The sequence below is a fragment of the Arthrobacter sp. efr-133-TYG-120 genome, assembly GCF_030209785.1.
Classification (GTDB): domain Bacteria; phylum Actinomycetota; class Actinomycetes; order Actinomycetales; family Micrococcaceae; genus Arthrobacter.
On record NZ_JARVRI010000014.1, the window covers coordinates 130,411 to 156,890 of the forward strand.

Here is a 26,480-nt window from a genome sequence, read left to right on the forward strand (position 1 = left end):
TCCTTTCAGTTGTTGCGTCCGGTCAGCCGGCGCGCAGCGGAGTGCCGTTGAGTTTTTCGTAGTAACGGACAAATTCGGTGTGGTCAGGTTGCGGGCCTTCCAACAGTTCCCTGGCCTTGACAGCGGTTTCTTGCGCTGTGAGGACGATGGGAGCTTCCGAAGACCGCTGTTCAATGAGGTTTCGCGCGATCTTCAGGTCCTTGAGCATCAAGTCCATCGCAAATCCAGAGTCGAAGGTTCCAGTCAGAATGTGGCGGGGGTACTTGACCTCTGATGCCTGGCTGCGGCCGGTTGAGCCATTGATGACCTCGAGCATTTTCTCCGGGGCAATTCCTACTGTCGCCGCGATGCTCAGAATCTCGGCCGCAGCGGCCAAGTTGGTTGCCGAGAGGAGATTGTTCAGGGCCTTTGCTGCGTGCCCGGTGCCGGCAGGGCCTACGTGCGTGATGGACTCGCCGAGATGGCGAAGGTGCCGTTTGGCGCGTTCGACGGCGGTGATTTCGCCGCCCATCATGATGGCCAGCTTGGCGGTCTTAGCCTTTGCGACCCCACCGGAAACCGGAGCGTCCACGTAGTCGATGCCGAGTGCGGCAGCTTCGGCCGCGAGGGAAGCCGTGCTTTCCGGTTCCGAGGAGCTCATGTCAATGATGAGTGAGCCCGCGGGCAGCCGTTTCAGGAGCCCCGGGCTGGTACGCAGGACGGACTCGACGATCCTGCTGTTGGGAAGCATGAGGATCACTGTCCGGACGTGAGCTGGGATGTCCTCCAGGTCAGGCAGTGCCGTACTCCGCGTGACGGTGGCCACTTCGACGGCGGCGACGTGGTTCGTGTCGTAGACGAACAGCTCCCGCCCCGCAGCATAGTTGATGGCCATCGGCCGGCCCATGTTGCCAAGCCCAATGAACAGGGACGCATGCAATTCGGTGGCTACCATGCTGATGTTCCTCCATCAATTGTCAGGACGGAGCCCGTGGCAAAGCTGGACTCCTTGGCTGCAAGCCACACGATCGCCTCGGCGATCTCCTCCGGGCGGCCCATGCGATGCATCGGTGCCCTGCCGTTGAGCTCATCCAGAAGTGCCTGCGGGTCCGCCGACTCTGCGATCATCTTGTCGAAGTAGGGCGAGTTCACCGTGCCAGGGGCAACGGCATTGACTCGGATGCCCTGATCCACGTGGTCCAAGGCCATGGCGCGGGTCAGCGCCGACACGCCGCCCTTCGAGGCGACATAGGCGGCGCGGTCACGGATGCCGACGCCGGCGGTATACGAGGTGGTGTTCACGATTCGTCCATCACCGGATTTGGCCAGCTCGGGGATTGAGTACTTGGAGCAGAGATAGACGCCCTTGAGGTTGACAGACATGAGTCGGTCCCAGTTGTCCTCATCAATCTCCAGGACGTTCCCGGGGAAACCAAAGCCGGCGTTATTGCACAAAACGTCGATGCCTCCGAACTTGTCAACAACGGCTTGCACCATCGCGCGAACGCTGGCAGAGTCGCTGACGTCTACGGTGACGGCCAAGGCCTTGCCGCCTGCCTCGGCTGCTACTGATGCTGCAGCCGTTTCGTTCTTGTCTGCGATGGCAATGTTGGCGCCAAGTTCAGCGAATCGGAGTGCTGTTGCCCTCCCGATACCGCTTCCGGCCCCGGTGACAATGACAGTTTGGTCGTTGAAATTCACGAGGCCCTTCCCTTAAGATCAATGATCTGGCGGATGACTTTGCCTTCGCGGAGTTCATCCATGGCATGGTTGATGTCGTCCAGGGCAATTGTGCCGGAGATGAGCTTCTCCACCGGCAGGACGCCGTCGAGGTACATCTGGGCGTACCGGGCGATGTCTTCAGACGGAATGCCTGAACCCATGTAGGAGCCGATGAGCTGCCTGGCCTCAACGACAAGGCTCAGGGGCGAAATCTCCAGTCGTGCGTCGGGGCGGGGCAGGCCGACGGTGACGGTCCGCCCGCCCGGCTTCGTCAAATTGATGGCCCCTGCGAGAGCGGCAGGGTTGCCCACACACTCAATGACGGCGTCGAACTTCAGTCCAGCAGCTGCGGCCTCGTCCGGGGTGTACGCGGCAGTCGCGCCAATTTCCAGGGACGTCTCGAGCTTGGCCCGAAGCATGTCGATTGCTGTGACTTCGCTGGCGCCAACGGCTTTAGCGACCAGCGCCGCAGCGAGGCCGACGCCTCCCATCCCGACGATGGCAACGGATTCTCCCGGGCGGATTTTCGCCGCATTGATGACGGCACCGCCGCCGGTGAGGACAGCGCAGCCCAGAAGCGCACCGACATCGGCCGGCACGCCGTCGGGCAGCGGCACCACAGAGTGCTTGTCGACGACGGCGTACTCGGCAAATGCGGATACGCCACCGTGGTGGTCAAGCGGCTGGCCATTGATACGGAGGCGGCGCTCTCCGTGAAGGAGTGTTCCTTCCGCATTTGCTTTGGTGCCTTCAAGACACAGTGCCCAGCCGCTGGAAGTACAGGCAGCGCATTCTCCGCAGCGCGGCATAAAGGTCATGGTGACGCGTTGTCCAACCTTCAGCTCGCCGCAGTCTTCACCGAGTTCCTCGATGATGCCGGAGCCTTCGTGTCCCAGGACCATGGGAACTGCGCATTCTCGTACGCCGCTGACTCGGGAAAGGTCCGAGTGGCAAACGCCTGCCGCTTCCATGCGAATGAGCAGTTCTCCACGACCGGGGGAGTCGAGGGTCAGCTCGGCCACATTGATGGGGGTGGAGTCCTGCCAGGGGGTCGGTGCCCCGATTGTCTCCAGAACTGCTCCTCTGAACTTCATCGTCCTACTCCAGTCCCCGCCGTCACCGGCGGAATAAATCTTGTGAGCTGTACTACGCGTAAATCCAGTATTACAGTAATACCAGTGCAGGTGTCCAGTCCCACATTCGTCTCTTTCGCGTATGATGGTGGAACTCTCAAGAAGGAATGTCATGACTATCGATGCCATCCGAAGGACCGCAGCGCCGCTTCGTACCGAAGTGGTTAACGCACTTCGTCGCGCCATCGTTGCCCAAGAATTTGGGCCAGGCGAGCGTCTCGTTGAAACTGTGCTGTGCGAGAAGTATGCCGTCAGCCGGACGGTGGTTCGTGAAGCCCTGAGGCAACTTGAGTCCGAGGGGCTCGTGAGCATGGTTCCGAACCGCGGTCCTGAAGTTGCCACGCTGAGCATCCATGACGCCGAGAGTCTCTACGAGGTACGGAGGGCACTCGAGTCGCTGGCGGGCAGCCTCTTTGCCGAAAGGGCAAGCGACGCGCAGTGCACCGAGCTCGTCGCCCGCCTCGGAGAAGTCAAGGCCGCCGTGGCCTCGGGTGACCCGCACAAGCGACTCGCTGCGAAGGACAGGTACTATGACGTCCTCTTCGACGGGACCGGGAATGCCGAAATCGCCCGCATGTTGCGGAGTGTGCACGCTCGCACGCAGATGCTTCGCACACTCTCCTTGGCAGTACCCGGCCGGGAAGGCCGCACCATTGCGGAACTGACCCGCATTACCGCGGCTGCGGCCGTCAACCGCGATCCGGACGAAGCCCGCGTTGCTTGCGAAGAGCATGTTCGCAATGCCGCGGAGGCGGCATTGGGAGAGATGCGAAGGCTCCACGCGGGCTAGTCCAACCTCTGTTCAGAGCCCCGTTCCGCCACCTTGGCGGGGCGGGGCTTTCGCTTTGGCTTGTCTCGGTTGACGTGGGGCAAGTCACCCTCTAAGCTCGTAACACCGTAATACGGTCTTACGCTTAGTGCCGGTCGAATTGGCCGGTCTCCCAACTCCGTTTGAAAGGTTGAGCGTTATGGGCGCATCATCGGCCGCGACACTGGCGTCGCCGCCTTCACCGGCCAAGGTCGCTTTGGCAAGCTTCATCGGCACCACCATTGAGTGGTACGACTACTACATCTTTGGCGCAGCCACCGTCCTGGTGCTGAATAGCCAGTTCTTCCCGACTCTTGACCCGTTTGCCGGGACGCTAGCCTCATTCGCCACGTTTGCCGTGGCCTTCATTGCCCGTCCTTTTGGCGGCGCGTTCTTCGGCCACTTCGGCGACAAGATTGGCCGCAAGAAGATGCTGGTGTGGTCCGTCTTGTCCATGGGCCTCGGAACTCTCGTGGTTGGCTTGCTGCCCAACTACGCCACAATCGGGATCTGGGCGCCGATCTTGCTTGTTGTCTGCCGATTCCTTCAGGGTTTCGCTGTCGGAGGTGAATGGGGCGGTGCAGTGCTCATGTCCCTTGAGCACGCCCCGGCCAACAAGCGGGCCTTCTTCGCCAGCTTCCCGCAGGCGGGCGTTCCCGCAGGCACGGTTCTCTCGAGCGGTACCTTCGCCCTGATCGCCCTCATGCCGCAAGAGCAACTCGTGGCCTGGGGCTGGCGCATCCCCTTCATCGCGTCCGTCCTGTTGGTGGCTGTTGGTCTGTGGATCCGCCTCAAAGTCACTGAGTCTCCTGAATTCCTTGAAATTCAGGAGAAGAATGAAACTCCGAAGGTTCCGGCCTTGGAAGTGTTCAAGTCCCACAAGCGCTCCCTGATGCACGGGATCCTTTGCGGTTTCGCGCCCAACTTTACGTTCTACATTGCAACCGTGTTCCTGGTCAGCTACGGCCCCAAGCAGCTCGGTATTCCCTCCGGCACGATCTTTGTCGCCTTGATGATCGCCGCATCGCTTCAGGTCTTTACCCTGCCGTTCTTTGCAACCTTCGCCGACAGGCACAGCCAAAAGAAGGTCCTCCTAACAGGTTGCGTCCTCGTAGGGGCCGGAGCGTTCCCGGTCTTTGCTCTCTTCAGCACTGGAACCTTCTGGGGCATCCTTCTGGCCTTGGTTATCGCTTTGCCTATCCTCCACGGTGTTTCCTATGGCGTGATTTCGGGGTTCACGGCAGAGCTTTTCCCCACCGAGGTGCGCTATACGGGTACGTCGCTGGCGTATCAGCTCGGCGGCATCGTCACCTCTGCTCCTGTACCGATCATCGCTACGCTGCTCATTCAGCAGTACCACTCCAGTGACTCGGTTGCTTGGTACATGGTGATCTCCGCTGTACTTGGCTTCATCGCCATCGCAACGGCCCGGCGGAGCCGTCGGAAATCGGACAATGTCAATGTCCGTGTAGACGAACTAACGATCTGAGCTGTCCCGCGGCGCCCTTGGCCCGCGACGCCTGGTCCTAAGAATCCGCAGCCCGAACGCAGAAAGTTGTTCATGACTTCAATAAACCCACCCAACACAGGTTCAACCATTTCGGAATCGTGGTTCGCCCACCTCGGCAACGCCGTGCAGGGCGATCGCGAACTTCAGGTCATAGGGAAATACAGCGACTTCTGGATTGATGCCATCTCCTCCGGCAACTGGAGGGCGGTTCTCAACTTCCGCGAGGGCATCCTCCTAACCGTCCCGCCTGACGAGCTCCCTCAGGATCACATCGTCATTTCGGCTACGCAGGCCGGGTGGGGGCAAGTGTTTGATCCGGAGCCAAAACCCCTGCAGCACGACCTTCTCGCCCTCTCCAAGAACAGCCCCGACGTGACGGTGGGCGGCTCCGCCGTCGAACTAGTCCGCAACCTGAGAGTCCTCGCACGACTCGTAGATCTCGGAAAGGCCCTTCATGTCCAGCACTGAGACACCAACGGTCCTGATCGAAGACGTTGTTGGCCGCTATGTCCACCTCAATTCGTCCGGCCGCGATCAACGCATCTACTTCGAGGAAGCCGGCAACGGTCCGGTACTGCTGTGCCTCCACACCGCAGGCGCTGATTCCCGGCAGTACAGGCACCTGCTAAACGACCCGGAGATCACTAGCCGGTTCCGGGTTGTGGCCTTCGACCTCCCCTGGCACGGCAGGTCCCTGCCGCCGGAAGGCTGGTGGGAAGAGGAGTACCTGCTGACCGCCGATGCCTACGTCGCGATTGTCCGTGATTTCGCCGCGGCACTGAATCTCGAGCAGCCCACCGTCATTGGCTGCTCGATGGCCGGCTCATTGGTGTTGGAATTGGCCAGGCGCCATGCAGACGAACTCGGTGGAGTCATTGGCCTCTCTGGGGCTCTCAAAGTCAACGGCCGTTTCCAAGACTGGTCCCTCCGGCCGGACATCAACGCGCAGCAATCCGTTCCCTCCTGGACGTCGAGCCTCATGGCCCCTCAAAGCCCTGAGGTGTCACGGAGGGAAGTGTGGTGGATCTACAGCCAGGGCGGGCCTGGCATCTACCGGGGAGACACGTACTTCTACTCCCAAGACCTCGATCTGCGCGGCCGCGGCCACGAAATCGACACCAGCGTGTGCCCGGTATACCTCCTCACTGGCGAATATGACCACGCCTGCACACCGGCTGACACCGCGGACGCAATCGCTGAAATCCCGGGAGCTAAGGGCGGCGCTATGAAGGAGATTGGGCACTTCCCGATGGCGGAAAACTATCCGCTGTTCAAAACCCACCTCCTGCCCATCCTCGACGAGCTCCACCCAACGAATAACGAAAGCCGGGACAACGACTCCCTGGCCTTGGAAGGAACCCGCCATGCATGAAACCACCACGGTTACCCCTGAGCTTGAACGCCTGCTGCTTTCGACCGTTCCCACGGGCCTCTTGATCAACGGAGAATGGCGGGCCGCCACCGGAGGCGGCACGTTCGCCGTCGAGGACCCCGCGACGGGCAAGACGCTCCTGGAGATCGCGGACGCGACCAGCGCCGACGCGATGGCGGCTTTGGATGCGGCCGACGGCGTGCAAGCATCCTGGGCGCGGACCGCACCGCGCGAACGGGCCGAGATCTTGCGCCGTGCCTTTGAATTGGTGACGGAGCGGGCCGAAGACTTCGCGCTCCTGATGACTTTGGAGATGGGCAAGCCCCTCGCCGAGGCCCGCGGAGAAGTCACCTACGGGGCCGAGTTCCTGCGCTGGTTCTCCGAGGAGACAGTCCGCGACTACGGCCGCTATCTCACCACTCCAGAGGGAAAGAACAAGATCCTCGTCCAGCACAAGCCAGTAGGCCCGTGTCTCCTCATCACGCCGTGGAACTTCCCGCTGGCGATGGCGACGCGAAAGGTCGGCCCCGCCGTAGCGGCCGGTTGCACCATGGTACTCAAGCCCGCCAAGTTCACTCCGCTGACCTCGCTACTGTTTGCCCAGGTGATGCAGGAAGCCGGGCTGCCAGCGGGCGTGCTGAACGTGGTTGCCTCATCGTCCGCGTCTTCGATTTCCGGCCCTTTGATGAAGGATTCGCGCCTGCGGAAGGTCTCCTTTACGGGGTCGACGCCGGTAGGCCGCCGGCTGCTCGCTGATGCCTCAGAGAACGTGCTGCGCACGTCCATGGAGTTGGGCGGGAACGCTCCGTTCATCGTGTTCGACGACGCAGATCTAGACAAGGCAGTGCAGGGTGCCATGGCTGCCAAGATGCGCAACATGGGGGAGGCGTGCACGGCAGCGAACCGCTTCCTGGTCCACGATTCGGTGGCGGAGGAGTTCACGGCGAAGTTCGCCGCCGCCATGGGTGCTCTGAAGTTGGGCCGCGGCACGGACCCGGGTTCCGCCGTCGGGCCCGTGATCGACGGCGGCGCGCGCAAGGACATCCACGCGCTCGTCACCGAGGCTGTGGAACAGGGAGCGACGGTTGCCACGGGTGGTGCCCCGCTCGACGGCGCGGGCTACTTCTACGCCCCCACTGTCCTGGCAAATGTGCCCAACGACGCCACGATCCTAAAGAGCGAGATCTTTGGCCCGGTCGCCCCGGTGACAACGTTCCGCACGGAGGAGGAAGCCATCCGCCTGGCAAACGCCTCGGAGTATGGCCTTGCGTCTTACCTCTTTACCCGTGATCACGCCCGGATGCTCCGGGTCGCCGAGCAGATCGAGTTCGGCATGGTCGGTTTCAACGCCGGCGTCATCTCCAACGCCGCAGCGCCCTTTGGCGGGGTCAAGCAGTCCGGCCTCGGCAGGGAAGGCGGCGCCGAAGGCCTCGCCGAATACACCACCACACAGTACATCGGCATCCCCGACCCGTACGCAGACTAGTCGCGGCGAGCCGCACGAGCACACGTAGAGCGTGTGCGGCCCCGCTGCTCCACACACTTGGCCCCCGCCCTTTGCTCGCAACAGGGGCGGGGGTCATTCCATGCTCGAAACAAAAGTCAACAAAGAGGTTCGTCTTGATACAGAGCGCAACAACAGTCGCCAACAGCACGGTTTTGACCCCGGCAACCCGCCGGAAAACGGCCCTCGCGGTGGGAATCGGCAACTTCATGGAATGGTTCGACTTCGCCGTCTACGGTTTCTTCGCCAGCACCATCGGAAAGCTCTTCTTCCCCGAGAGCACGCCGATCCTGTCCCTGCTCAGCGCGTTTGCGGTCTTCGCGGTGGGCTTCATCATGCGTCCCCTCGGCGCGTTCATCCTTGGCCCCATCGGCGACAAGCACGGTCGGAAAGCAGCACTGGTTTGGTCCGTGCTTCTCATGGGCTGCGCCACGACGGTGATGGGGCTCCTTCCCACGTACGCCGCAGCCGGTCTCCTTGCGCCCATCCTGCTGGTCCTGTTGCGCTGCGTGCAGGGTATGGCGGCGGGCGGAGAGTGGAGCGGATCCGCAGCATATCTCGTGGAAAGTGCACCCGACAACAAGCGAGGCCTGTACGCCAGCCTCATCTCCGGCACCGCGGCACTCGCGTTCATCGTCGGTAGCTTCGTGGCTCTTGGACTCAGCTCTGTATTGTCCCCATCAGACCTGTCGGGTTGGGGGTGGAGACTTCCCTTCCTACTCGCCGCACCGATGTCCATCGCGGGCCTCTACATCCGCATGAAGCTCGGGGATACGCCGGTTTTTGAAGGCCTGAAGTCCGAAGATCGGGTGGCCGCCTCACCCCTGGCCAAAGCGGGAGCGAAGGGCCTCAAGCCGATTCTGATTACCTTCGCGTTCTCCAGCGTCTCGGGCCTGGGGATCTACTACCTGGCCACCTATATGAACAATCACCTAACGACGTCGCTAGGCTTGGATCGCGCGTCAGCCCTATCGCTCAGCGGTGTTGGGCTGTTCGTATACATGCTTATGTGCCCCTTGGCAGGTCTCCTGTCCGACCGGTTCGGTCGACGCAGCCTGAATATCCTGGGAACCGTGGGATTTGTGGTCCTGTCCATACCGGCATTCTCACTGATGGCAACCGGCAACGGCGTTGCCATTGTGGCCGGTTTGATTCTCTTCGGGGCATGCCAGGCACTGTGCAGCGTGACCAACGTCGTGCTGCTGGTGGAGTTGTTCCCGGCTTCCACACGGTCCAGCGGCAGCGCCCTCGGTTACAACCTGGCACTCGCATTCGTCGCCGGACCTGGCCCGTTGATTGCGGCCGCGATTGCCAGTGCTACAGGAACATCAACGTCAGCGGCGTGGTACATGGTGGTTGTCTCCCTGGTTGCCACGCCAATCCTGGTCAAGTGGCTGCCTGAGACGTTCAAGAGGGACATCCACACGGGGTAGCATGCGACCTCGACATCGAATACTCGCGAATTTTCGACGGCGTGATCGAAGCCGAAGGTGTCGTAAGGAATGCTTGCAGAACCTCTGCGCGTGGGCCAACGTGTGGACGTGTTCTTACTTTGGTGATGGGATCGACCGCCAGTCGAGGATGTGGACGAAACTCGGATTGACCTTCTGGCTGGGACGGGCGCCATGGCCCCGGAGCTCGCGCAATGGAAAGGACCAGACTTACCCAGGGGCAGGCCACTGTGCAGAACTTTCAGGCGAGAAAAGTGGCGGAAGGCCTCGTCGCCGCCGACTAGGTTGGCCTCGTGCAACCCCTCTCCCTTGGACGTGTTTCCACGGTTTGGCCTTAAGATGAGACCTATGACAAACGAAGTCACCGCTGTCTCCGTTCCCCAAGGCATCGCAGAGCACATCAAGGGGCTCATCAGGCGCGGCGAGCTCGGCCCGGGGGACAAGCTCCCGCCGGAGCGGGAGCTCGCCGAATCCCTTGGCGTGGCCCGGGTGAGCCTTCGGGAAGCCTTCAAGTACCTCCAGGATGCCGGATACATCACGTCCCGGCGGGGCAAGTCCGGCGGGACTTTCGTCACGGCCCTGAGTCAGCCACTCGCGGAATGGCGCCGTGACGTGCTCGAGCAGGATGGCGAACTTGACGACCTGACAGCCATGAGGGTGGCACTCGAATCACATGCCGCGGCCCTCGCGGCGGAACGCAGATCACAGGATGACTTGGATGCCATGCAGACGGCGATCCGGCAGCAGGCCGAAGCCTCGAACCGCTCCGAGTTCCGGCTCGCAGACACCACGTTCCACGACGCCGTCGGGAAGGCGGCTCGAAGCAGGCGTCTCGCGCAGGCGATCAGGCAGGCGCGGAGCGAGTTCTTCACTTCAGCGGACCTCGTGCGGCACCCCGACCCTGTAGAGGACCACCAGCAGCATCAGGACATCTTCGAGGCAATCAGGGACGGCGATCCCGCGCGGGCCAGTGCAGTGATGTGCGCCCATATCGAGAACACGCGGCAGGAGCTACGCCGACTGCTCGGCACCTGACGCCCCCTGCCGGGCTGCCCGCCCCGCGCGCGGTGACTACTTTAGGTCCGCGGCGAGGCGGTCGCTGCTAACGCAAGGCGCCCACCGCCGCGGCGGCGACGGACAGGACAGCCGAGATCCGGTCGATCCCGGGTGACCCATCGGCCAGGCGCCGTTCGAGATCGTTGCCCAGACGACGACGGACGTACCTTGTCCCGGCGTGAACGACGGGACGAGGCAGGCGGGTATGAAGGGTGGGTATCCGCTCATGGGGGCTGGTCCTTCGGGTACGAGGTCGGTTGCCCCTGCTTTTAGGCATGAAGCTCATACCTTTAGAGCCATGCCGGCCGCAACCTCGTCGCTTGCATCTTGACACCCCCGAGCGCGTGCTGTCTCATGGTGATAAAGGTATTAGATGCAGACCAAGAGTTAAGCGCATCGGATGTCCTTCGGGGCGAACCCTGGGTGTGCGACCGCATCGAAAACACTTAGAGGAAATTCAATGACCATCGCTGAGCAGCGCACCCCCTGTATCGCGATTCCCATGCGCCTTGCTGATTCCGAAACCATGAGGTCCGATCCCCGAATTGGGGCGGCGCGCACCATCTTTAACGCCGTGGTAGACCTCATCCGCCAGTCGGCGCAGAGCTGGTGCTCATCAAGGCTGGTTCCGAGAAGAATCTCGAGAGGGCCGTCTTGAGCAGCCACGAACTCTCAATCCACCATGTGAGTCTCATCGGGGGAACCGCTGCTCGGCCGCGTTCCGTTAGGTCCCCCAGATCGACGTGACGTCCGGCCATCACCAGGCCGTCGACGACTTGGGTCCTGGCCCCCGCGCGTCCGCCGTCGCGGCGGACGCGGTTGTCGAGGCGATCGAGACGAATGAGGGCGACACTTGGGCTTTACCTTTACGCAACGACTTTTTGAATCTAGCTACCTACCAGATAGGGAGAAATCATGATGGAGCCAGACACTTTCGTCCCCCATCGGACGGGTGATGACCGCAACCTTCAGCGTCGGCTTGGCTACTGGTCGCTCGTCGCCATCGGGATCGGTAGCGTTATCGGGTCCGGCTGGCTGTTCTCGGCCATGTACGCGGCGCAGGCCGCTGGTCCGGCGTCGCTGGTCGCTTGGGCGGTCGGGGGCGTGATCATGCTGGCTCTCGCCCTGGTCAATGCCGAGCTCGGCATGACCTGCCCCGAGTCCGGCGGGCTCACCCGATACCCCCTCTACTCCAACGGGCGCCTTACGGCCGCCGTCATCGGCTGGTGCAGTACGGCAGGAGTCATCGGCGTGCCCGCCCTCGAATCTGCGGGCGTAATGCAGTACGCGAGCTCCTACGTGCCCGGCCTGTACCACGACGGAAGTCTCACGCCAGTGGGCATCGGCAGCGCTGCCGTCCTGATGGCCGTCTTCACGGCCTTGAACTTCTTCGGCGTAAAGCTCATGTCGCGCAGTAACAACATCGTCACCGCGATCAAGGTCTTTACACCGGTCCTGACGGTCGTCGCGCTGCTGATCAGCGGCTTCATCGGCGGAGGCCAGGCGGGCGGCGTGTCGAACTTCGTGGATGGCGGCGGCTTCGCTCCCTTCGGCGTCCCGGCCAGCCTCGGAATCATTGCCACGGCGGGAATCCTGTTCGCATACAACGGCGCCCAGGTCATTGTGACGCTCTCCGGCGAGGCCAAGAACCCGCGCCGGACGGTGCCCGCGGCGATGATCACGACGATCCTCTTCACGATTGTGCTCTACATCGGCCTCCAGATTGCCTTCCTCCTCGCGGCCCCGCATTCGAGCGTCATCCAAGGCTGGGCGGCGGTGAAGTTTGATTCGCCCTTCGGTGACCTCGCGATGATCGCCGGCATCCAGTGGCTTTACTGGATCCTCGTCGCAGATGCGGCAGTGTCGCCGTCTGGCGCGGCCATCGTAGGTGTCGCCTCGAATGCTCGCAGCGTCTTCGCTCTCGCCAAGAATCGTTTCCTTCCCGCCTGGCTCCAAAAGGTCGACCCGAAGTGGGGTGTTCCGCGCCGGGCCCTTGCGGCGAATTACGTCATCGGGCTCGCCTTCCTGCTCCCGATGCCCAGCTGGCACGCGCTCATCGGGATCATCGGCCTCATGGTGGCCTTTACCTTCGGCATCGCCTCGATCTCAGCAGGCGTGTTTCGGCGCGTCGGCGTGACGACCCAGGCCACTCGCATCCGGGGCGTCGGCATCCTGGCTCCGCTCACGTTCGCGGCAGGCGGCCTCGTGGTCTCATGGGTCCCCTGGTCGCAAGTCGCCGCAACCCTTCCGCTCGTTGCGATTGGCCTGCTCTGGTATGCAGTGAACTTCTTCGTCCAGAAGCACGATCGCGCTGAGATCAGCGGCGGCCTCTGGCTGCTGGTCTTCTTCGCCTTCCTCTATCTCATGACCTACCTCGGGAGCTTAGGGGCGCAAGTCATCGCGGCACCCTGGGATTCGGTCATCGTCGCCGTAGGGGGACTCCTCTTCTATCAGTGGGGCGTCGTCGAGGGAACTCGATACATGAACCGCTACCCCCAGATCGCCGAGGACATCGGGTCGACGGACGACGGCGAGCTGAAGCCACACACCGTTCCGGTGGAGTCCTGAGATGATCGCCGAGGCCACCGAAAACACCGAGCCGATCTACAGCATTTTCGTCGCCGACCGAGTCGGCATTTGGTACCGGAGCTGGCCAAACAGGTCGTGGAACCGCAACGCAACGCCACCCAGGTGCTCTGGCTGGAACTAGGGCCCCTCGGGGCGTTCTCCCGGCCCGTCATCGGCCCCGGGGTGCCGCTGGACGGCGACGAAGGAACCCGCACGAGATATTGCGTATCGGAACTTCAACGCACCTGGACATGGCAGAACGCCGACGGCTGTGGACTTCGGCGCTCTTTGGCGGTGTTCTGGGGTCGCTCTTTGTCGTTGGTTTCCGATGACGAGGATGCTCGGGCGGCTTCGATGACGTCGCCGGGATGGTTTCGAACTGGTTCATTTTCAGGACGCGGGTGACTTGAGGGAATGGCCGCTCGAGGAGCCGAAAATTGCCTCGGGGTAGACGCGCGCCAGCTCGTCGCTCAACGCCTCGTCAGGTTCGGCGGCAGGCAGTGCGCGTTACGTGATGCCGAGTCGGGCCACCCCTGGAAGGGGCCGTCGATTAGAAGGTGAGGACGATTCGGCCGCGAGACCCGCCTGCTTCGACGCGGCGGTGGGCTTCGTCGGCGTGTTCTGCGGGCAGGACGTCGGCGACGCGTGCGGATAGCGCTCCGTCTTCGACGGCCTGTCGGAGCGCGTCGAGCTTTGCCTGCGAGTGGTACTCGTCGGACACGGAGACAGCCTCGAATCGCATGTCACGGGTTGGTTCGCCCTTCCAGCCGCGGACTGAAATGAACACGCCTCCGTCGCTCAGGGCGGGCACGATTTCTTCGTGGAGGAGTGCTGTGTCTGCCACTGCGTCCACCCCGTCCGGGAAGACTGAGCGGATGCGGTCTGCGAGATTATCGCCTCGATCGACGATGTGGTCGGCTCCGAGGGACTGGACCATGGCCAGGTCCTTTGGTGCTGCGTCCGCGATCACGGTTAGGCCCTGGACCTTGGCTAGTTGGATGAGGTAGTTGCCGAGGGTCCCTGCGGCACCGGTCACGGCGATGACTCGTCCCGGCTGCAGTGCCGCGAGTTCGAGGACCTGCGTTGCGGTGAGTCCGTTCATCGGCACAGTGGATGCCTGCTCGAGCGTCGAGCCAGCGGGTATGCGGGCGATGGAGTCGTCCGGGGCGACGAGGTATTCGGCGTACGCGCCGCCGTGCTCCGAGAGCGGCAGTGCGATTGCCATGACTTCATCTCCGACCTTCCAGGTGCTGCTGGCGCCGACTTCATCGATCACGCCGGCGGCGTCCATGCCGGGGATATAAGGGGGTTCGAACCCTGCGGTGTTGTATCCGCCTCGGCGAAGGTCGACGTCCGTCGGGCTGACGGCGATGGCGCGGACGCGAATCCGCACCTGTCCCGTGCCGGGGTGGGGTTCGGGAAGGTGGTGGACGCCGAGGGCTTCGGGTCCTCCGAACTCGATGACTCCAACTGCTTTCACGAAAAGATCAACTCCATTGACTAGCTATATGTGGCACCAAGGGATGGGGGCATCCCTGGTTTTGGGTGGTTTAAGGCGCGTGCCAGCACGCCGAGTCGTCGGGTGAGGAAGGCCCGTCCACGCCCGGTGCGAACGTCTTCTCTTAGGTTCCGAGATGCGATGCGTCCCCGCAGCGATTGGAACTGCGCGACTAAAGGACCGCGGGCTCCGCGGCGGGTGCCGACAATTCGTTGCGGGGGTGATCCCGCGGGTGGCGAGCCACTGGCGACCCCAGGTGTTCAAGGTCTGCAGCAAGGGTGGGAGGGTCAGCGCTTCGTCGGTGAGGCTGTACGCGACCTTCGGCGGGACGACAGGGTAGACAGTCCGCACAGCGAGTCCATCTTCCTCAAGCTCGCGCAACTGCTTCGTGAGCAGTCTCGGACTGATCCCCGGCATCTGCCGGTGCAGCTCGTTGAACCGCATCACAACGTCCAGCAGGTGGAAAAGGATGACGCCCTTCCATTTGCCGCCTAGGATTGCGACGTTCACTTCCATGGCACACCCGGGAAGGTCGTCGGTCAATCGCATTCCGGGCGTGTTCGTCTTATTCCCGGGGTGGGCCACACGAGCGCTGTGAATCCTACGCCGCGACCGTGTCGTGGAGCGGTGCTGCGGGCAGCGGGGGCTGGCTGCGCTGCCATGCGGAGCCGTACCGCGTGTATTGCGCCGGCGGTTGGATCGGATGCCGAAGATCGTCCGCGGCGGTGCGTGCCCAGAATGGATCCTTGAGCATTTCGCGTCCGACGAAGACCATGTCAGCGCGGCCGTTGCGAAGGATGTCCTCAGCCTGCTGCCCCGTCTGGATTAGCCCCACCGCGCCAGTGGGGATGCCGACTTCCCGGCGGATAAGCTCTGCAGCGGGGACCTGATAACCGGGGAACGCCGCAACCTTGACCGGTGCGCTGCCGCCGGAGGAGGCGTCGATGAGGTCCACGCCCTGCTCTTTCATCCACCTGCCGAAGACGATGAAGTCCTCCGGGGTGTTGCCGCCCCGTACGTAGTCGGTGGAGGAAATGCGCACGAACAGAGGGCCGCTCCATTCGGTGCGGACTGCGTTGAGAACTTCGCGGACGATGCGGTAGCGGCCCGCGTGGTCTCCACCGTACTCGTCGGTGCGCTTGTTTGACACGGGGGAGAGGAACTCGTTGAGGAGGAAGCCATGTGCGGCGTGCACCTCGATGACGTCGAACCCCGCCTTCTTCGCGCGCGCCGCGGCGGTACGGAACGCACCGACGATTTCGGTGATGCCGTCTTGAGTAAGTTCCTCGGGGATGCGGGAGTCCGGCCCCCACGCGATCGCGGAGGGAGCGACGGCAGTCAGCTCGGGGAGACCGAGCTGTCGGCCGGCATGCCCGATCTGCATGCCGATCCGGCCGCCGACCATGTGGACGGCGTCCACGATGCGGCGGAGGTTCGGGATGTGCGCGTCGTCCCAGATCCCAAGGTCGCCAGGACCGATCAGGCCGTTGGGAGCGACCGCTGCCGTCTCGGTCATGACAAGGCCCGCACCGCCGAGGGCGCGGGATCCGTAGTGCACGACGTGGAAGTCAGTGGCGACTCCCTGGGCTGTCGCGGAATGCATGCACATCGGCGACATGGCGATGCGGTTCCGGAAGGACACCCCACGGATCGCGTAGGGCTCGAGAAGTGTTGCAGACAAGAAAGCTCCTTAGATTAATGCCAGCGAAGGGCTGTTGAGTTGAGCGTGTGCCAGGCATCGCGCATGCCAACAGGACGGTTATGTTTTTTCCGTTCGGAAGGGGGGGCATCGGGGCGGCGCGAAGGGCTCGCCCCGATGCCGGCGGGCGTCAGCTCGCGGGGGTGGAGTGTGTGTAGAACGTCTTCGCCACGATCTGCCAGTCACCGTCCGCCTTGAGCAGGTGGAAGAAGTCGCTAAAGCGGAACCCGTCGAGGTCGTCGGTATCCACCCGCGCGCTGGCGACATTGCCCACGATGTCCACGGTTGCGACGGCCGAGTTCGGGTTCGACGGCTTGAAGTCGCTTTCGATCCCGTCGAACAGCGCTTGGATTGGCACGCGCGACACCGCGGATTCGGCGGTGGTGAACATCACCGCGTCGGCGTGGAAGGCCGGCCGCATGATCGAGCCGTCGGCTTTTGCGCATCCGTCGATGTACTTCGACAGCGCCTCCAGCACAGCGTTGTATTCCTGGACGTAGGTTTTCTCTGACACCAGCACTCCTTGAGTTCAATCTCATTCTGTAGCGGTCGCTACAGATGCTACTGTAGTGATCACTACAGTAAGTCGTCAACTCCGTGAGGTGCCTATGTCCACGTCCAATGCGAAGCCGCGAGACACCACGCGCGGGCGACGCCGGGGCTTCGACGAGAAGCAAGCCCTTGAGGCCGCGATGGACATGTTCTGGGAGCACGGCTACGAGGCGACCTCGGTGAGCCAGTTGTGCGCGGGCATCGGGATCAACCCACCGAGCCTGTACGCGGCGTTCGGCAGCAAGGCACAGCTTTTCATCGACGTCGTTGACCACTACGAGCGCACCTTCTGGGACCCAGTGTGGGACGCCTTCGATCAAGAACAGCAAGTAGTAGATGCATTCAGTCGATTCTTCAACGACTACGTGGACGTGATATCGGCGCCGGGGGCCCATCTCGGATGCCTCGTAGTCCATTCCGCAGTGAGTTTGGAAGACCGCGAAACCGACGTCGCGCGCGCACTCGCTGCTATCGGAGATGAGGGAGTACGCCGTATTCAAGGCAAACTCGACTTCGGTATCCGAGACGGACAGATCCCCGCGGGCACCGACACTCTCGCACTCGCGCACGCCATCAATATCCTCTCTGAGGGGCTCGCGCTCCGAGCGCATGACGGCGTCCCAGCAGACATGTTGCGGAGGCAAGTGGCGGCGGGGCTGCGCATGATCCCAGAAGCCGAATAGGAAATATGGGAGCGGGGGCGATTACCATCAGGCCGGTCCCCAGTCGGTACAACCGACCCTCAAGTATGGCTACCAAAATTGCTTCGCTCGATCACCCGAACCTTGAACCCCGCAACAGCGTCCATGCGTCTTGGCCGCACCCGTCGAGCCCCACTTTCTGATCAGAACGCCCGCGCCTTGCAGGGAATCCGAGATACGAACCGGATGCATAGGAACCCTCGACGTATCCGGTTAAGATACGGCGGATTCCATCGGTCGACGCAAGCCGGGCTGGGACTGACACAGGGTTGCGGATCCTTCCCGTCCGCGGCGGCTCCCACGGCGCCGGCTTGGTATGACCCGATGTCGCGGCGCATCTCGCGTCGTGGGCAGGTGTCCGTCCGGGCACAATCAATCCGCCGGTAAGGTCAAGTCCAGCCACGCCCGCCCGGGAAACAAATACCTCAAAGGCGCTCTCGGGATCGCCTCCGTGGCGGCAGTCAGTACCGAGGGCACCTTCTGGCAGTCACGTTACAGACGGTTGACCTCGCGACGAGGACCGATGAGGGCGCTGGTCGCCATCGAACAGCCCAAGATCGTCCCGGTGTTTTCGTTACTGATGCCTGCGGGAGGAAACGTTCCAAAGTTGTGGAATCGGCTCATTCTGAGCGGGCCGTGTGGTTCGGTCTTGCGGCGAACCACACGGCACTGACATTACCCATCCGATCGTGTCGTGGCGAGGTTTAGAGGCGCCCGGCCTCAACGATTTGGCGAAGGAACTCGCGCGTGCGCGGCTCGATAGGGTCCCCGAAAACTTGCTCGGGCGGTCCCTTTTCGAGGAGACGCCCTTGTTCGAGGAAGACCACCAGGTCTGAAACCTCGCGCGCGAAGTGCATCTCGTGGGTCGCGAGCATCATGGTCATGCCGTCAGCGGCGAGCTCGCGGACGATGTTCAGGACTTCGGCGACCAGCTCCGGGTCGAGTGCTGAGGTGATTTCGTCCAGGAGCACCGCCTTGGGCTCCATCGCCAGAGTCCGCACGATCGCCACACGCTGCTGTTGGCCGCCGGAGAGCTGATCGGGGTAATAGTCGGCGCGGTTCCCGAGATTGACTCGCTCAAGCAGGGAGCGGGCGCGTTCGCGCGCGACATCCGGGCGGATTCCTTGGAGCTTGATGGGCCCGATGGCTATGTTGTCTAGCACCGTCATGTGCGGGAAGAGGTTGAAGGACTGGAACACCATCCCTACCCTCCGGCGCAGACTGTCGACGTTCACGCCGGGTCCGCTGACCACGTCCCCGTCAATGTGGATCTCTCCGCCGTCGATCGGCTCGAGGGCATTGATGCAGCGCAGCAGGGTGGACTTGCCTGATCCGGAGGCACCGATCAGGGTGACGACTTGATGTTGCTCGACCTGTAGGTCGATCCCCTGGAGGACGGTATGGTCGCCGTAGCTTTTGTGCAGGCCGACCAATTCGATGAAGGACATCACTTACCTCTCTTTCGGCCACGGCGGGAAGCGCCTCGTTCGAGCATCCAGTCGACGAAGCGGGTCTGCGGGATAGTGATCATGATGAAGAGGACGGCGACGACCGTCACGGACGAGAGGTTGAAGTTTGCCGAGGAATAGAACTTGGCCTGGTTGAAGGCGTCCATGGTGCCGATGATGTTTACCAGCGACGTGTCTTTCTGCAGGGAAATGAACAGGCTGAGCAGTGGCGGGATCACGCCGCGGATGGCCTGGGGCAGGATAACGTATCGGAGTGTCTTCCCGAAGGAGAACCCGAGCGAGCGGGAAGCGGACCACTGTGACGGGTGGATCGCTTCAATGCCGGCGCGGTAGGTTTCAGCGGTGTAGGCGCTGAACGTCAGGGTCAGCGCGATGATCGCAAACCATTCAGGCGGAAGGTCGGACAAGACCGGGAGCTTCAATAAAGGCAGGCCGAAACCCACCAGGTAGATGACGATGATGGCGGGCACCGCGCGTAGGCAGTCGATGTACGCGATGGCGATTGCCCGCACCGGGCGCCCGGCCCGTCCGGGGACCAGGCGGGCGACGGCAAGAAGCAGACCGAATGCCAGAACGAAGATCTCGGTCACGACCGCGATCCGGATGTTCAGCCCGAATGCGGCGAAGATGTCGCCGGCGCTTTCGGCCATGAAGTCCCAGCGGAGGAATGTCTTCTGGATGATCGCGTCGTTCATGGTGATCATCACTGCGCCGGCGACGACGATGAGGACAGCAGTACCCAGCCCGAAGGTGAACTTAGCGTCTTGAAGGGATGCTGCCGCGCTCGCCCGGGCGTCAAGAATCCGCCCCTCACTCATCTCGCGGGAGGCGCGGAACGACCGGCGGAAGGCGCGGACTGCGATCCACAACACGATGCCTGAAACGAGCACGCCGGCAGTGCTCAACAGCCAACCGACGGTGTATGGCGTGGTACCCGGTGCAGTCCCGTTCATCCCGGCGGTGCCGAGTGCCGCTACGAACAGGAGAAGGGCGAGCGCGACCACGGCCGACGCCGACGAAAGTGCACGGCTCCTTGGCGGCGGGCTCAAGCGTGGGGCCGCGGCTAGCGGCGAAGCTGCAACCGAAGTCACTTCACGCTCCAGAACGGGACGGCGTTAGGGTCAACTCCGAACGTCGGCTGAAGGTACTGAGCGCCTAGAGCCTTCAGTGTCCCGTCGGAATCCAGGTCGCCGACAGTCTTGTCGACCACGGTGGTGTTCTCCGAGCTTCGAGGCAGCACGATCCCGTAGCCCTGATCCAGGGCTATCTGCCCGGGTACGACGAGAGCCCCACCGGTTTCTTTCACGCTCGTCAGGGCGATCGTCGTGTCGGTGACGACAGCGTCCACCTGTCCGGCGCTGAGTGCAGTGAAGATGTCGGGAGCGGACTGGAAGACTGCTGCGGGCTTGGTGGGCTTGAGCACGTCGGCAACCCACTGCGCGCCCACGTTGCCCTGGAGGACCCCAATCTTCGCGTCACGGAGAGTGTCGGCCGTGACCTTAGAGTCCTTCTTGGTGGCCACGCCCAGGTTCGAGGAAAAGTACCTGCGTGAGAAGTCGAAAACCTGCTTGCGCTTGTCCGTGATCGTCACCGTTGCGAGTCCGATATCGTAGCCCGAGGCCGTGCCCGAGATGAACTGGTCCCAAGCGAAGTTCTTCAGCTGGACCGACTTTAGGCCCGCCCGGTAGGCGATGTCCGCGGCCATGCAGTACTCGAACCCGCTCTTGACCGCATCCGGGTTCGTGCCGTTGGACCACCCGGGGTTGGGCAGCACGACAGCGACCGTCAGAACATCGGGCTGCTGGGTCTTGAGCTTGATGCTGGCCTGCTGACCGGTGACCTTGCAGTCACCGAAACCGGACGTGCTGCCTGAGCCTGCCGACGCGCTCGAGTTCGCGGAGCCGCCGCATGCGGTGAGGGCGAGGGTCACGGCCGTCACGGTGACGGCGGCGAGGGAACGCTTCTTCATTGGATCCTCCTAGGAGACTGATGGGGAACAAACCGCAGCCCATGGGTGGACTACGCCCGGCCGCGATCGGTTCGGCCCTGAACCGGGCTATGGTTTTAGGTATGGTCCAAATACCTTTAACTATGAAACAGGACACACTTTCTGGTGTCAAGGAGTTCTGGGTCCGGTCTCGGTGTTCACGGATGGCCCCTCGATGCAGCCGAGCGCCTCGCGCCCTCGCGTTGCGACGGATCCTGACCCTATGCGCGCTGAGGTCTTCGAAATGGCGCGCCCTTGAGTTGGTGCTGAGGCGCGACGGAGTAGTGCCCGCCCAGCGGCAGGCTTGACCGTGGGGAACCGCCAATTGCGGGCACGCGAGCCCTCGAGCCCGGTCAGTTCCTCGAGCGCCGCGCCGGCAAATTCACGATATCCGTACAGTCCGCGGATCTTCCGGGCATGCGCGTTCGCTGTCACCATCCGTTAGGAATTCCGCTTAATCTGTAACATCGAGCTGGTCCGCGAAATAGCCAACAACCGATTACGCGAATTGACTAGGCAGCGGCCAAGAAGCCGCTCCGCGCCCACCTGCGTAGCGAACCACCGCGTGTTCTGCTCTCCCCGCAATGGCGCGCACACGAACTTCACCGAACGCAGCCATCTCTTCGCCCTTTAGGAACTCCGGGGGCGTTCATCCACAGTATCCAGACCTGCTTACTGGGGCTGGGCCGAAGTCCTCGGAGGAGTGGTGCTCATGGTTCTAGGCCCCCTGGCGCTCAAGGAAGCTATCAGTGGAGCCGAGCACGCGTTCCGCTTCGGCTTTCAATGCTGAGAAAACGGGAAGTCGAAGTTCGGTCACGGGGATGGGCGCCTCGGGGTGCCATTGAATTCCGAGCACCCAGGCTTCGTCCTCGGACTCGAGTGCTTCGATGAGGCCATCGTCGGCACGGGCCGAGATCCGCAGGCCGGAGCCCAGTTCATCGACGGCCTGGTGGTGTGCAGAAGCGATCTTGATTCGGCCGACGCCGCCGAACACCGCCGCGCAACGGCTCCCGGGAAGGAGCTCGACCTCGTGGACGGCGAAGTCCATGCCGCTCGCGCCCTCCTTGTCGGCGTGTGCAATGCTGCCAGCTTCAAGATCGATGTGGAGGGTGCCACCATAGACGACGTTCAGCAGTTGCAGGCCGCGGCAGATTCCCAGGACCGGGAGCGCGTTCTCAAGCCCGTAGCGGATGGCCGCGATATCGAGGCTGTCCTGTTCGGCGTCGACGCCGAACAGGGTTGCCTCGTCGGCCGCCCCGCCGAAGAGCGTTGGGTCGACGTCGCCGCCGCCGGGGAGGATGAAGCCTTGGCAAGTACCAAAGACGGTGTCAAGCTCCTCCGTGGTGCCGGGCGCGATCACGACCGGTTCGGCACCAGATTCGCGGATGAGCTCAACCACGGCGTCAAAGACCTTCTGTGCGGCTTCCATGCGCGGATCCATGGACCCGCACCCGAGGCTGGACAAGCGGATAGGAATCCCGATCCTGGGGATGGTCGACTCGGCGATGGTCAATGTGATCTCCTCACGGGATGGCTCGGCGGTTGCTTCGCTCTGCTTAGATAGAAAGTCAATTCGGTATTAGGTATGAACCAAATACCTTAAACAGAATGGCGTTGCCGCGTGGTTGTGTCAAGGCGGCATCGCCGGCGGCGTATTTCCTGCGAATGTTCTGGGCGACTGCCGGCGCCGATCCGGAAATGCCATCCCATGACGGAAGACTTGAGCAGGGTTGTCAAAGTACGCCGGGTGGCGCCTCGCGCCTTCCGGCTAGGACCAGGAGCGGCCGCACGCGAAGCCATGTGCCGTCACATCGAGGATGCGCAGGGAGTTTGACCAGCTTCTCGTGGACGAGTGGCCGTAACGGTTCGATGAGGCCCTTCCAAGTGCCTCAGGAATGCGGCGCCGTTCGAATAGCTTTAGTGGGCCTCGTAGGAGCCCCAGGCCCCGACTCTCAGGGCAAGAAGGTAGCGAGATATGCGATGCTGGACCGCTTCATCTCTTGGAGCAGGGCGTCATTGCCTATCCGCGGATTTTCCCTATAGGCCAGGTCAACACCCTTGTCGAGCATGCCGACAAAAACCTGGGTGACGATGTCCAGCGGCACATCTGGGGCGTCCGGACGAACATCGGTGATGCTACGGGCAAGGAAAGCGGCAAGCTCATTGTCGTGCATACGATTGGCCACGATCATTCGACCGGAGAACTCCGAGGAGAACCACAGAGCCCGGACAGCCGGAAGATCCGCGAAGTACTCAATGTGGGCCTCGACGCCGGCTTCCGCCTTCTCCTTCCAATTCGGCCCGCTGAGGTCGAACTCGACATTTGCCAGCCGCCGGTCGAGGTCCCGGAGGCCCGTCACAAGGATCTCCTCGAGCAGCGCCTCGCGACCTTCGAAGAAGTTATACAGCCAGCCGACCGATATTCCGGCCCGTGCCGCGACCATCGTGGTGGTGACCAGCTCCGGTCCGCCCTCTTCGAGTAGCTCAATGGTCGCTTGGATGACCCGTTCAAATTTGGCTTTACTGCGCTTCTGAAGAGCAAAGCGGTGGGCTCCGACCTGGGATGCGGCCTCGTCCATGAGCTCAGCCAGGGACTTGGGGTGATCGGCGGAAGCGGAAGCGGCGGGCTCCGCCTGCTTGCCGTCCTTCAGAGCGCCAATGCTCCTATTCATCGAATCGACCATCCTTCGCCGCCTGACTCCGAGATCCTTTACAGTGCCCCGACTGCCGCAGAGGGCGATTCGTTTGGAATCTCCGAGGCCTCTGCTCTAGAACCACATGTTTCATACTATGGGAAAGGGGTGAGCCGCGGGGCAAGGCTCGGTTGACGAGAGCACTGAAGGCGGCACCCCTGTGTGGTGCCGCCCTTATGGTCGCCTTCATCGTCGCGACTTTCGACGTCGGATGATCGGCGCAGGCACTATCTAACCCATAGGCTTTCGCACCGGCGATGACTCCAGCGACGGCGCCGATTCGGACGTCTTCGGCTGTTTCGCGGTTGTCCGCAGCTTCTCGGTGACCCTCAGCGAAGCCTCCTAATGACCCCGCGAGCTTGTATCTCCTCGTTCGTCGGCTGATCAGCGGTGCATTCTGGCATCACAAATGCGCCCCTGTTCAATGGCTCGGGCGGCGTGCCCGCGAGACATTCGGCAGCGGTCAGCTCGAGTGGAGCCGTGGCATCGGAGTTGCGAGAGCGGAAATGCAAGGCGCTAGGCTCCTTCAGTGACGGCTCGATTCAACGAACAGGAGGCCCTGCCGCAGGCAACGCCCGCCACAGAGCCTCCCAGCGGGTGCTCGCCTACTTCTCGTACTGGTGGTACACCTTGGCGATGATCTTCCATTCGCCGTCCTGCTTGAGCAGGGTGTGGAAGTCGGTGTAGTCGGCGCCAATGGCGTCGTTCTCCATGTCGACCTTTACCACGGCAGTGGTCTGGGTGATGCCGATAATGTCCACTCGGGTCTTGACGTCCGGAGCGGTACCGTTCTCGGCGACGAAGTCGTAGAGGTTCTTGATGGGGCCACCCAGAAGCTGGCCATTGGTGAAGCCGTACATAGTGGCGTCCTCGTGGAACGCCTCGGCGACGCCCTCGGGGCTGCCGACTCGCAGGCCTTCAACATACTTCTGGACGGTGACAACGATCTGGTCGTATTCCTCAGTAGGAACGACCTTTAGGTTCTTCGGCATGGTTACTCCTTGGCTGGTCGGGCGTCTGGATGACAGCCCGTGGGTGTTTTCTTGGTGGGAAGGGCTGGTTAGCGCTTCCGGATCACAACAGTCTTGTTGTTGGTGTGGGACGCGAGTCCTTCGTCGCCATGCTCAACACTCAGTCCGGACTGCTTGTGTCCGCCGAACGGGGCGTGATCCGGGTGGCTTTGTCCTTGGTTGATCCACACGTTGCCGGACTCGATCCGGTCCGCCACTTTGAGGGCACGTTCCTGGTCCCGGCCCCAGACGGTGGCACCCAGACCGAACACTGTGGCGTTGGCACGTTCGATGACGTCTTCGACGTCGTCGTATGCGATGACCGGCACTATCGGTCCGAAGGGTTCCTCCTGGACAATGCGGCTGTCCTCCGGGGGGTTGTTGACGATCGTTACGGGAACGAAGTTGCCGTCTTGTGTTTCGTCGATGACGCCGCCTAGCGGCACGTCGTATCCGTTTCGGCGGGTGTCCTCGAAGAGGTCGCGAAGCTTGTCGTATTGCATCCGGTTGTTGACCGGACCGAGATCACTGGTGGGATCCATTCCGTCGCCGACCTTCTGCGTTTTTGCGTATTCCACGAGGGCCTTGACGAAGTCTTCGTGGAAGGAGCGGTGTACGTAGATGCGCTTTGCCGCGATGCACCACTGACCGGAGTTTCCAAACGCGGCATTGAAGACCTTCGGCACAGCGTCTTGCCAGTCTGCGTCCGGAAGGAGGATCGCTGGATCGTTTCCGCCGAGCTCAAGGGTCACCCGCTTGATGGTGCCGGCGGCCGAGGACATGATCTTGGTCCCGGTTGCGGTAGAGCCCGTGAAGGTGATCATTCCGACGTCGGGGCTTTCGGTCAGGATCTGCCCGAGCTCATTTCCGCCCGTCACTATGTTGAATACACCGGGCGGGAAGACCTGGGCCGCCAGTTCACCGATTCGCAGTGCACAAAGCGGCGTGTACGGCGATGGCTTCAGAACCACCGTGTTGCCGGTAATCAGCGCCGGCACGGTCTTCCACAGGACGTGGAGGTAGGGGTAGTTCCAGGGGATGATGGCACCTACTACTCCGAGCGGGGAGCGGCGAAGCTCGATGCGGTGATCGTCATTTTCCTCAAGGACCTTGATGTCGAGCCTCGACTTGGCTGTCTTTGGGATCCAGGGGTTGGCGAGGTTGACCTCGAACGCGGCCTGGTTGTGACGGGGCTTTCCTTGCTCAAGCGAGAGAAGGGTGATGAATTCTTCCTTCTGCGCTTCGAGCGCATTGAAGAAGTCAACAATGATCTCTTCACGCTGGTCTGCGGACAACGCGGACCAAGCCGGGAAGGCCTGTTTCGCTGCGCCAATGGCCCGCTCCATGTGGTCCCGGGTGCCCAGGGGTGCACTCGCGAGGACTTTATTGTTGGCTGGATTGAAAACGTCGAAGCCTTCGTCTGTCATGACGATCTCGCCGTCAATGAGCAGTCCGTATGGCGCATTGAAGTCTGCGGGTTTGATCGCGCTCTTACCTTCCGCGATAGATACTCCCATGTACTCTCTCCTGTCGTGCTGCTTGTGTTGCTGGATTTCTGGGTGACATTCCCAACGCTCGGATCGTTCGTTCCGAGCCGAGGCATCGAACGATCCGGGGTTCAAGGAATGATGGAGGAAGACTGAAACAGATTCATGTTTCACTTTAGACGGCACTTGGCACAAGAACAAGGCCTTTTCGAAAATTATGAAATGCGATATTGTTTCAGCTTAGGATGTGATTGACGCCACGACAGGGTTGGCAGTGGTTT

The 26,480-nt window shown here is 62.2% G+C and carries 25 protein-coding genes; 10 read left to right on the forward strand and 15 right to left on the reverse strand.

Annotated elements, in window-relative coordinates; translation table 11 throughout:
• Positions 1 to 22: 22 nt before the first annotated feature.
• From QRN51_RS08850 to QRN51_RS08860, 3 genes are read right to left on the reverse strand one after another with little or no spacing between them, the layout of a single operon-like run.
• Positions 23 to 934: an NAD(P)-dependent oxidoreductase gene (locus QRN51_RS08850; protein ID WP_284989524.1), complete on the reverse strand. Its 912-nt coding sequence runs from the start codon at positions 932 to 934 to the stop codon at positions 23 to 25.
• Positions 928 to 1,680 (reverse strand): SDR family oxidoreductase, encoded by a 753-nt coding sequence (locus QRN51_RS08855; RefSeq protein WP_284989525.1) that lies wholly within the window; start codon positions 1,678 to 1,680, stop codon positions 928 to 930. The genes QRN51_RS08850 and QRN51_RS08855 overlap by 7 nt, the downstream gene beginning before the upstream one ends.
• Positions 1,677 to 2,795, reverse strand: coding sequence for an alcohol dehydrogenase catalytic domain-containing protein (locus QRN51_RS08860; RefSeq protein WP_284989526.1), 1,119 nt, complete (start codon positions 2,793 to 2,795; stop codon positions 1,677 to 1,679). The genes QRN51_RS08855 and QRN51_RS08860 overlap by 4 nt, the downstream gene beginning before the upstream one ends.
• 151 nt (positions 2,796 to 2,946) lie before the next feature.
• Here QRN51_RS08860 and QRN51_RS08865 point away from each other — a divergent pair, with 151 nt between their 5' ends.
• The 7 genes from QRN51_RS08865 to QRN51_RS08895 all read left to right on the forward strand — a co-directional run bounded on the left by QRN51_RS08865 (position 2,947) and on the right by QRN51_RS08895 (position 10,514).
• A complete protein-coding gene (locus tag QRN51_RS08865; protein WP_284989527.1) occupies positions 2,947 to 3,624 on the forward strand; it encodes a GntR family transcriptional regulator in 678 nt (225 codons plus the stop codon).
• Between the two features lie 178 nt (positions 3,625 to 3,802).
• A complete protein-coding gene (locus QRN51_RS08870; protein WP_284989528.1) occupies positions 3,803 to 5,131 on the forward strand; it encodes an MFS transporter in 1,329 nt (442 codons plus the stop codon).
• 72 nt (positions 5,132 to 5,203) lie between these two features.
• Positions 5,204 to 5,620 carry a hypothetical protein gene (locus QRN51_RS08875; protein ID WP_284989529.1) on the forward strand — a complete coding sequence of 139 codons (417 nt, stop codon included), beginning with the start codon at positions 5,204 to 5,206 and terminating at the stop codon, positions 5,618 to 5,620.
• Positions 5,607 to 6,524, forward strand: coding sequence for an alpha/beta fold hydrolase (locus QRN51_RS08880; protein ID WP_284989530.1), 918 nt, complete (start codon positions 5,607 to 5,609; stop codon positions 6,522 to 6,524). The genes QRN51_RS08875 and QRN51_RS08880 overlap by 14 nt, the downstream gene beginning before the upstream one ends.
• Positions 6,517 to 8,010 carry an NAD-dependent succinate-semialdehyde dehydrogenase gene (locus tag QRN51_RS08885; protein ID WP_284989531.1) on the forward strand — a complete coding sequence of 498 codons (1,494 nt, stop codon included), beginning with the start codon at positions 6,517 to 6,519 and terminating at the stop codon, positions 8,008 to 8,010. Before QRN51_RS08880 ends, QRN51_RS08885 begins: the two co-directional genes overlap by 8 nt.
• Positions 8,011 to 8,144: 134 nt before the next feature.
• Positions 8,145 to 9,461 carry an MFS transporter gene (locus QRN51_RS08890; protein WP_284989532.1) on the forward strand — a complete coding sequence of 439 codons (1,317 nt, stop codon included), beginning with the start codon at positions 8,145 to 8,147 and terminating at the stop codon, positions 9,459 to 9,461.
• Between the two features lie 366 nt (positions 9,462 to 9,827).
• Positions 9,828 to 10,514 carry a FadR/GntR family transcriptional regulator gene (locus QRN51_RS08895; protein ID WP_284989533.1) on the forward strand — a complete coding sequence of 229 codons (687 nt, stop codon included), beginning with the start codon at positions 9,828 to 9,830 and terminating at the stop codon, positions 10,512 to 10,514.
• Positions 10,515 to 10,581: 67 nt separating this feature from the next.
• On the opposite strand, the gene QRN51_RS08900 is transcribed toward QRN51_RS08895, so the two are convergent.
• On the reverse strand, positions 10,582 to 10,812 hold the full coding sequence (locus QRN51_RS08900) for a hypothetical protein (RefSeq protein WP_284989534.1): 231 nt from the start codon (positions 10,810 to 10,812) through the stop codon (positions 10,582 to 10,584).
• Between the two features lie 466 nt (positions 10,813 to 11,278).
• Between QRN51_RS08900 and QRN51_RS08905 the strand changes: the two genes are divergently transcribed.
• The gene (locus QRN51_RS08905) at positions 11,279 to 11,491 is read left to right on the forward strand and encodes a gamma-glutamyl-gamma-aminobutyrate hydrolase family protein (protein ID WP_284989535.1); all 213 of its coding nucleotides are present in this window, start codon (positions 11,279 to 11,281) and stop codon (positions 11,489 to 11,491) included.
• Complete coding sequence (locus tag QRN51_RS08910) at positions 11,451 to 13,103, forward strand: APC family permease (protein WP_284989536.1); 1,653 nt, start codon at positions 11,451 to 11,453, stop codon at positions 13,101 to 13,103. Before QRN51_RS08905 ends, QRN51_RS08910 begins: the two co-directional genes overlap by 41 nt.
• 550 nt (positions 13,104 to 13,653) lie before the next feature.
• On the opposite strand, the gene QRN51_RS08915 is transcribed toward QRN51_RS08910, so the two are convergent.
• The 4 genes from QRN51_RS08915 to QRN51_RS08925 form a co-directional block, all read right to left on the reverse strand.
• Entirely contained in the window at positions 13,654 to 14,583 is a 930-nt protein-coding gene (locus QRN51_RS08915; RefSeq protein ID WP_284989537.1) for an NADP-dependent oxidoreductase, read from the reverse strand.
• A 24-nt stretch (positions 14,584 to 14,607) separates the two neighbouring features.
• On the reverse strand, positions 14,608 to 15,150 hold the full coding sequence (locus QRN51_RS23240; RefSeq protein WP_350224966.1) for a winged helix-turn-helix transcriptional regulator: 543 nt from the start codon (positions 15,148 to 15,150) through the stop codon (positions 14,608 to 14,610).
• Positions 15,151 to 15,202: 52 nt separating this feature from the next.
• A complete protein-coding gene (gene namA, locus QRN51_RS08920) occupies positions 15,203 to 16,282 on the reverse strand; it encodes an NADPH dehydrogenase NamA (RefSeq protein ID WP_284989538.1) in 1,080 nt (359 codons plus the stop codon).
• Positions 16,283 to 16,430: 148 nt separating this feature from the next.
• On the reverse strand, positions 16,431 to 16,814 hold the full coding sequence (locus QRN51_RS08925; RefSeq protein ID WP_284989539.1) for a nuclear transport factor 2 family protein: 384 nt from the start codon (positions 16,812 to 16,814) through the stop codon (positions 16,431 to 16,433).
• Between the two features lie 94 nt (positions 16,815 to 16,908).
• Here QRN51_RS08925 and QRN51_RS08930 point away from each other — a divergent pair, with 94 nt between their 5' ends.
• A complete protein-coding gene (locus QRN51_RS08930; protein WP_284989540.1) occupies positions 16,909 to 17,535 on the forward strand; it encodes a TetR/AcrR family transcriptional regulator in 627 nt (208 codons plus the stop codon).
• A gap of 722 nt (positions 17,536 to 18,257) precedes the next feature.
• On the opposite strand, the gene QRN51_RS08940 is transcribed toward QRN51_RS08930, so the two are convergent.
• The 7 genes from QRN51_RS08940 to QRN51_RS08970 form a co-directional block, all read right to left on the reverse strand.
• Positions 18,258 to 19,001, reverse strand: coding sequence for an amino acid ABC transporter ATP-binding protein (locus QRN51_RS08940; RefSeq protein ID WP_284989731.1), 744 nt, complete (start codon positions 18,999 to 19,001; stop codon positions 18,258 to 18,260).
• Positions 19,001 to 20,113, reverse strand: coding sequence for an amino acid ABC transporter permease (locus tag QRN51_RS08945; RefSeq protein ID WP_284989541.1), 1,113 nt, complete (start codon positions 20,111 to 20,113; stop codon positions 19,001 to 19,003). The genes QRN51_RS08940 and QRN51_RS08945 overlap by 1 nt, the downstream gene beginning before the upstream one ends.
• A complete protein-coding gene (locus QRN51_RS08950) occupies positions 20,110 to 20,991 on the reverse strand; it encodes an ABC transporter substrate-binding protein (RefSeq protein WP_284989542.1) in 882 nt (293 codons plus the stop codon). Before QRN51_RS08950 ends, QRN51_RS08945 begins: the two co-directional genes overlap by 4 nt.
• A gap of 736 nt (positions 20,992 to 21,727) precedes the next feature.
• Entirely contained in the window at positions 21,728 to 22,522 is a 795-nt protein-coding gene (locus tag QRN51_RS08955; protein WP_284989543.1) for a gamma-glutamyl-gamma-aminobutyrate hydrolase family protein, read from the reverse strand.
• Positions 22,523 to 22,961: 439 nt separating this feature from the next.
• Positions 22,962 to 23,681 (reverse strand): TetR/AcrR family transcriptional regulator, encoded by a 720-nt coding sequence (locus QRN51_RS08960; protein ID WP_284989544.1) that lies wholly within the window; start codon positions 23,679 to 23,681, stop codon positions 22,962 to 22,964.
• Positions 23,682 to 24,307: 626 nt separating this feature from the next.
• Entirely contained in the window at positions 24,308 to 24,694 is a 387-nt protein-coding gene (locus QRN51_RS08965; protein ID WP_284989545.1) for a nuclear transport factor 2 family protein, read from the reverse strand.
• A gap of 68 nt (positions 24,695 to 24,762) precedes the next feature.
• The gene (locus tag QRN51_RS08970) at positions 24,763 to 26,229 is read right to left on the reverse strand and encodes an aldehyde dehydrogenase family protein (protein ID WP_284989546.1); all 1,467 of its coding nucleotides are present in this window, start codon (positions 26,227 to 26,229) and stop codon (positions 24,763 to 24,765) included.
• Positions 26,230 to 26,480: the final 251 nt, after the last annotated feature.

Excerpts from the sequence above, each read along its gene's own strand:
- QRN51_RS08850 (WP_284989524.1), bottom strand. The coding sequence starts at position 934 with ATGGTAGCCACCGAATTGCATGCGTCCCTGTTCATTGGGCTTGGCAAC.
- QRN51_RS08860 (WP_284989526.1), bottom strand. The coding sequence starts at position 2,795 with ATGAAGTTCAGAGGAGCAGTTCTGGAGACAATCGGGGCACCGACCCCC.
- QRN51_RS08865 (WP_284989527.1), top strand. The coding sequence starts at position 2,947 with ATGACTATCGATGCCATCCGAAGGACCGCAGCGCCGCTTCGTACCGAA.
- QRN51_RS08870 (WP_284989528.1), top strand. The coding sequence starts at position 3,803 with ATGGGCGCATCATCGGCCGCGACACTGGCGTCGCCGCCTTCACCGGCC.
- QRN51_RS08875 (WP_284989529.1), top strand. The coding sequence starts at position 5,204 with ATGACTTCAATAAACCCACCCAACACAGGTTCAACCATTTCGGAATCG.
- QRN51_RS08880 (WP_284989530.1), top strand. The coding sequence starts at position 5,607 with ATGTCCAGCACTGAGACACCAACGGTCCTGATCGAAGACGTTGTTGGC.
- QRN51_RS08885 (WP_284989531.1), top strand. The coding sequence starts at position 6,517 with ATGCATGAAACCACCACGGTTACCCCTGAGCTTGAACGCCTGCTGCTT.
- QRN51_RS08895 (WP_284989533.1), top strand. The coding sequence starts at position 9,828 with ATGACAAACGAAGTCACCGCTGTCTCCGTTCCCCAAGGCATCGCAGAG.
- QRN51_RS08900 (WP_284989534.1), bottom strand. The coding sequence starts at position 10,812 with ATGCCTAAAAGCAGGGGCAACCGACCTCGTACCCGAAGGACCAGCCCC.
- QRN51_RS08910 (WP_284989536.1), top strand. The coding sequence starts at position 11,451 with ATGATGGAGCCAGACACTTTCGTCCCCCATCGGACGGGTGATGACCGC.
- QRN51_RS23240 (WP_350224966.1), bottom strand. The coding sequence starts at position 15,150 with ATGCGATTGACCGACGACCTTCCCGGGTGTGCCATGGAAGTGAACGTC.
- QRN51_RS08930 (WP_284989540.1), top strand. The coding sequence starts at position 16,909 with ATGTCCACGTCCAATGCGAAGCCGCGAGACACCACGCGCGGGCGACGC.
- QRN51_RS08940 (WP_284989731.1), bottom strand. The coding sequence starts at position 19,001 with ATGTCCTTCATCGAATTGGTCGGCCTGCACAAAAGCTACGGCGACCAT.
- QRN51_RS08950 (WP_284989542.1), bottom strand. The coding sequence starts at position 20,991 with ATGAAGAAGCGTTCCCTCGCCGCCGTCACCGTGACGGCCGTGACCCTC.
- QRN51_RS08960 (WP_284989544.1), bottom strand. The coding sequence starts at position 23,681 with ATGAATAGGAGCATTGGCGCTCTGAAGGACGGCAAGCAGGCGGAGCCC.
- QRN51_RS08965 (WP_284989545.1), bottom strand. The coding sequence starts at position 24,694 with ATGCCGAAGAACCTAAAGGTCGTTCCTACTGAGGAATACGACCAGATC.
- QRN51_RS08970 (WP_284989546.1), bottom strand. The coding sequence starts at position 26,229 with ATGGGAGTATCTATCGCGGAAGGTAAGAGCGCGATCAAACCCGCAGAC.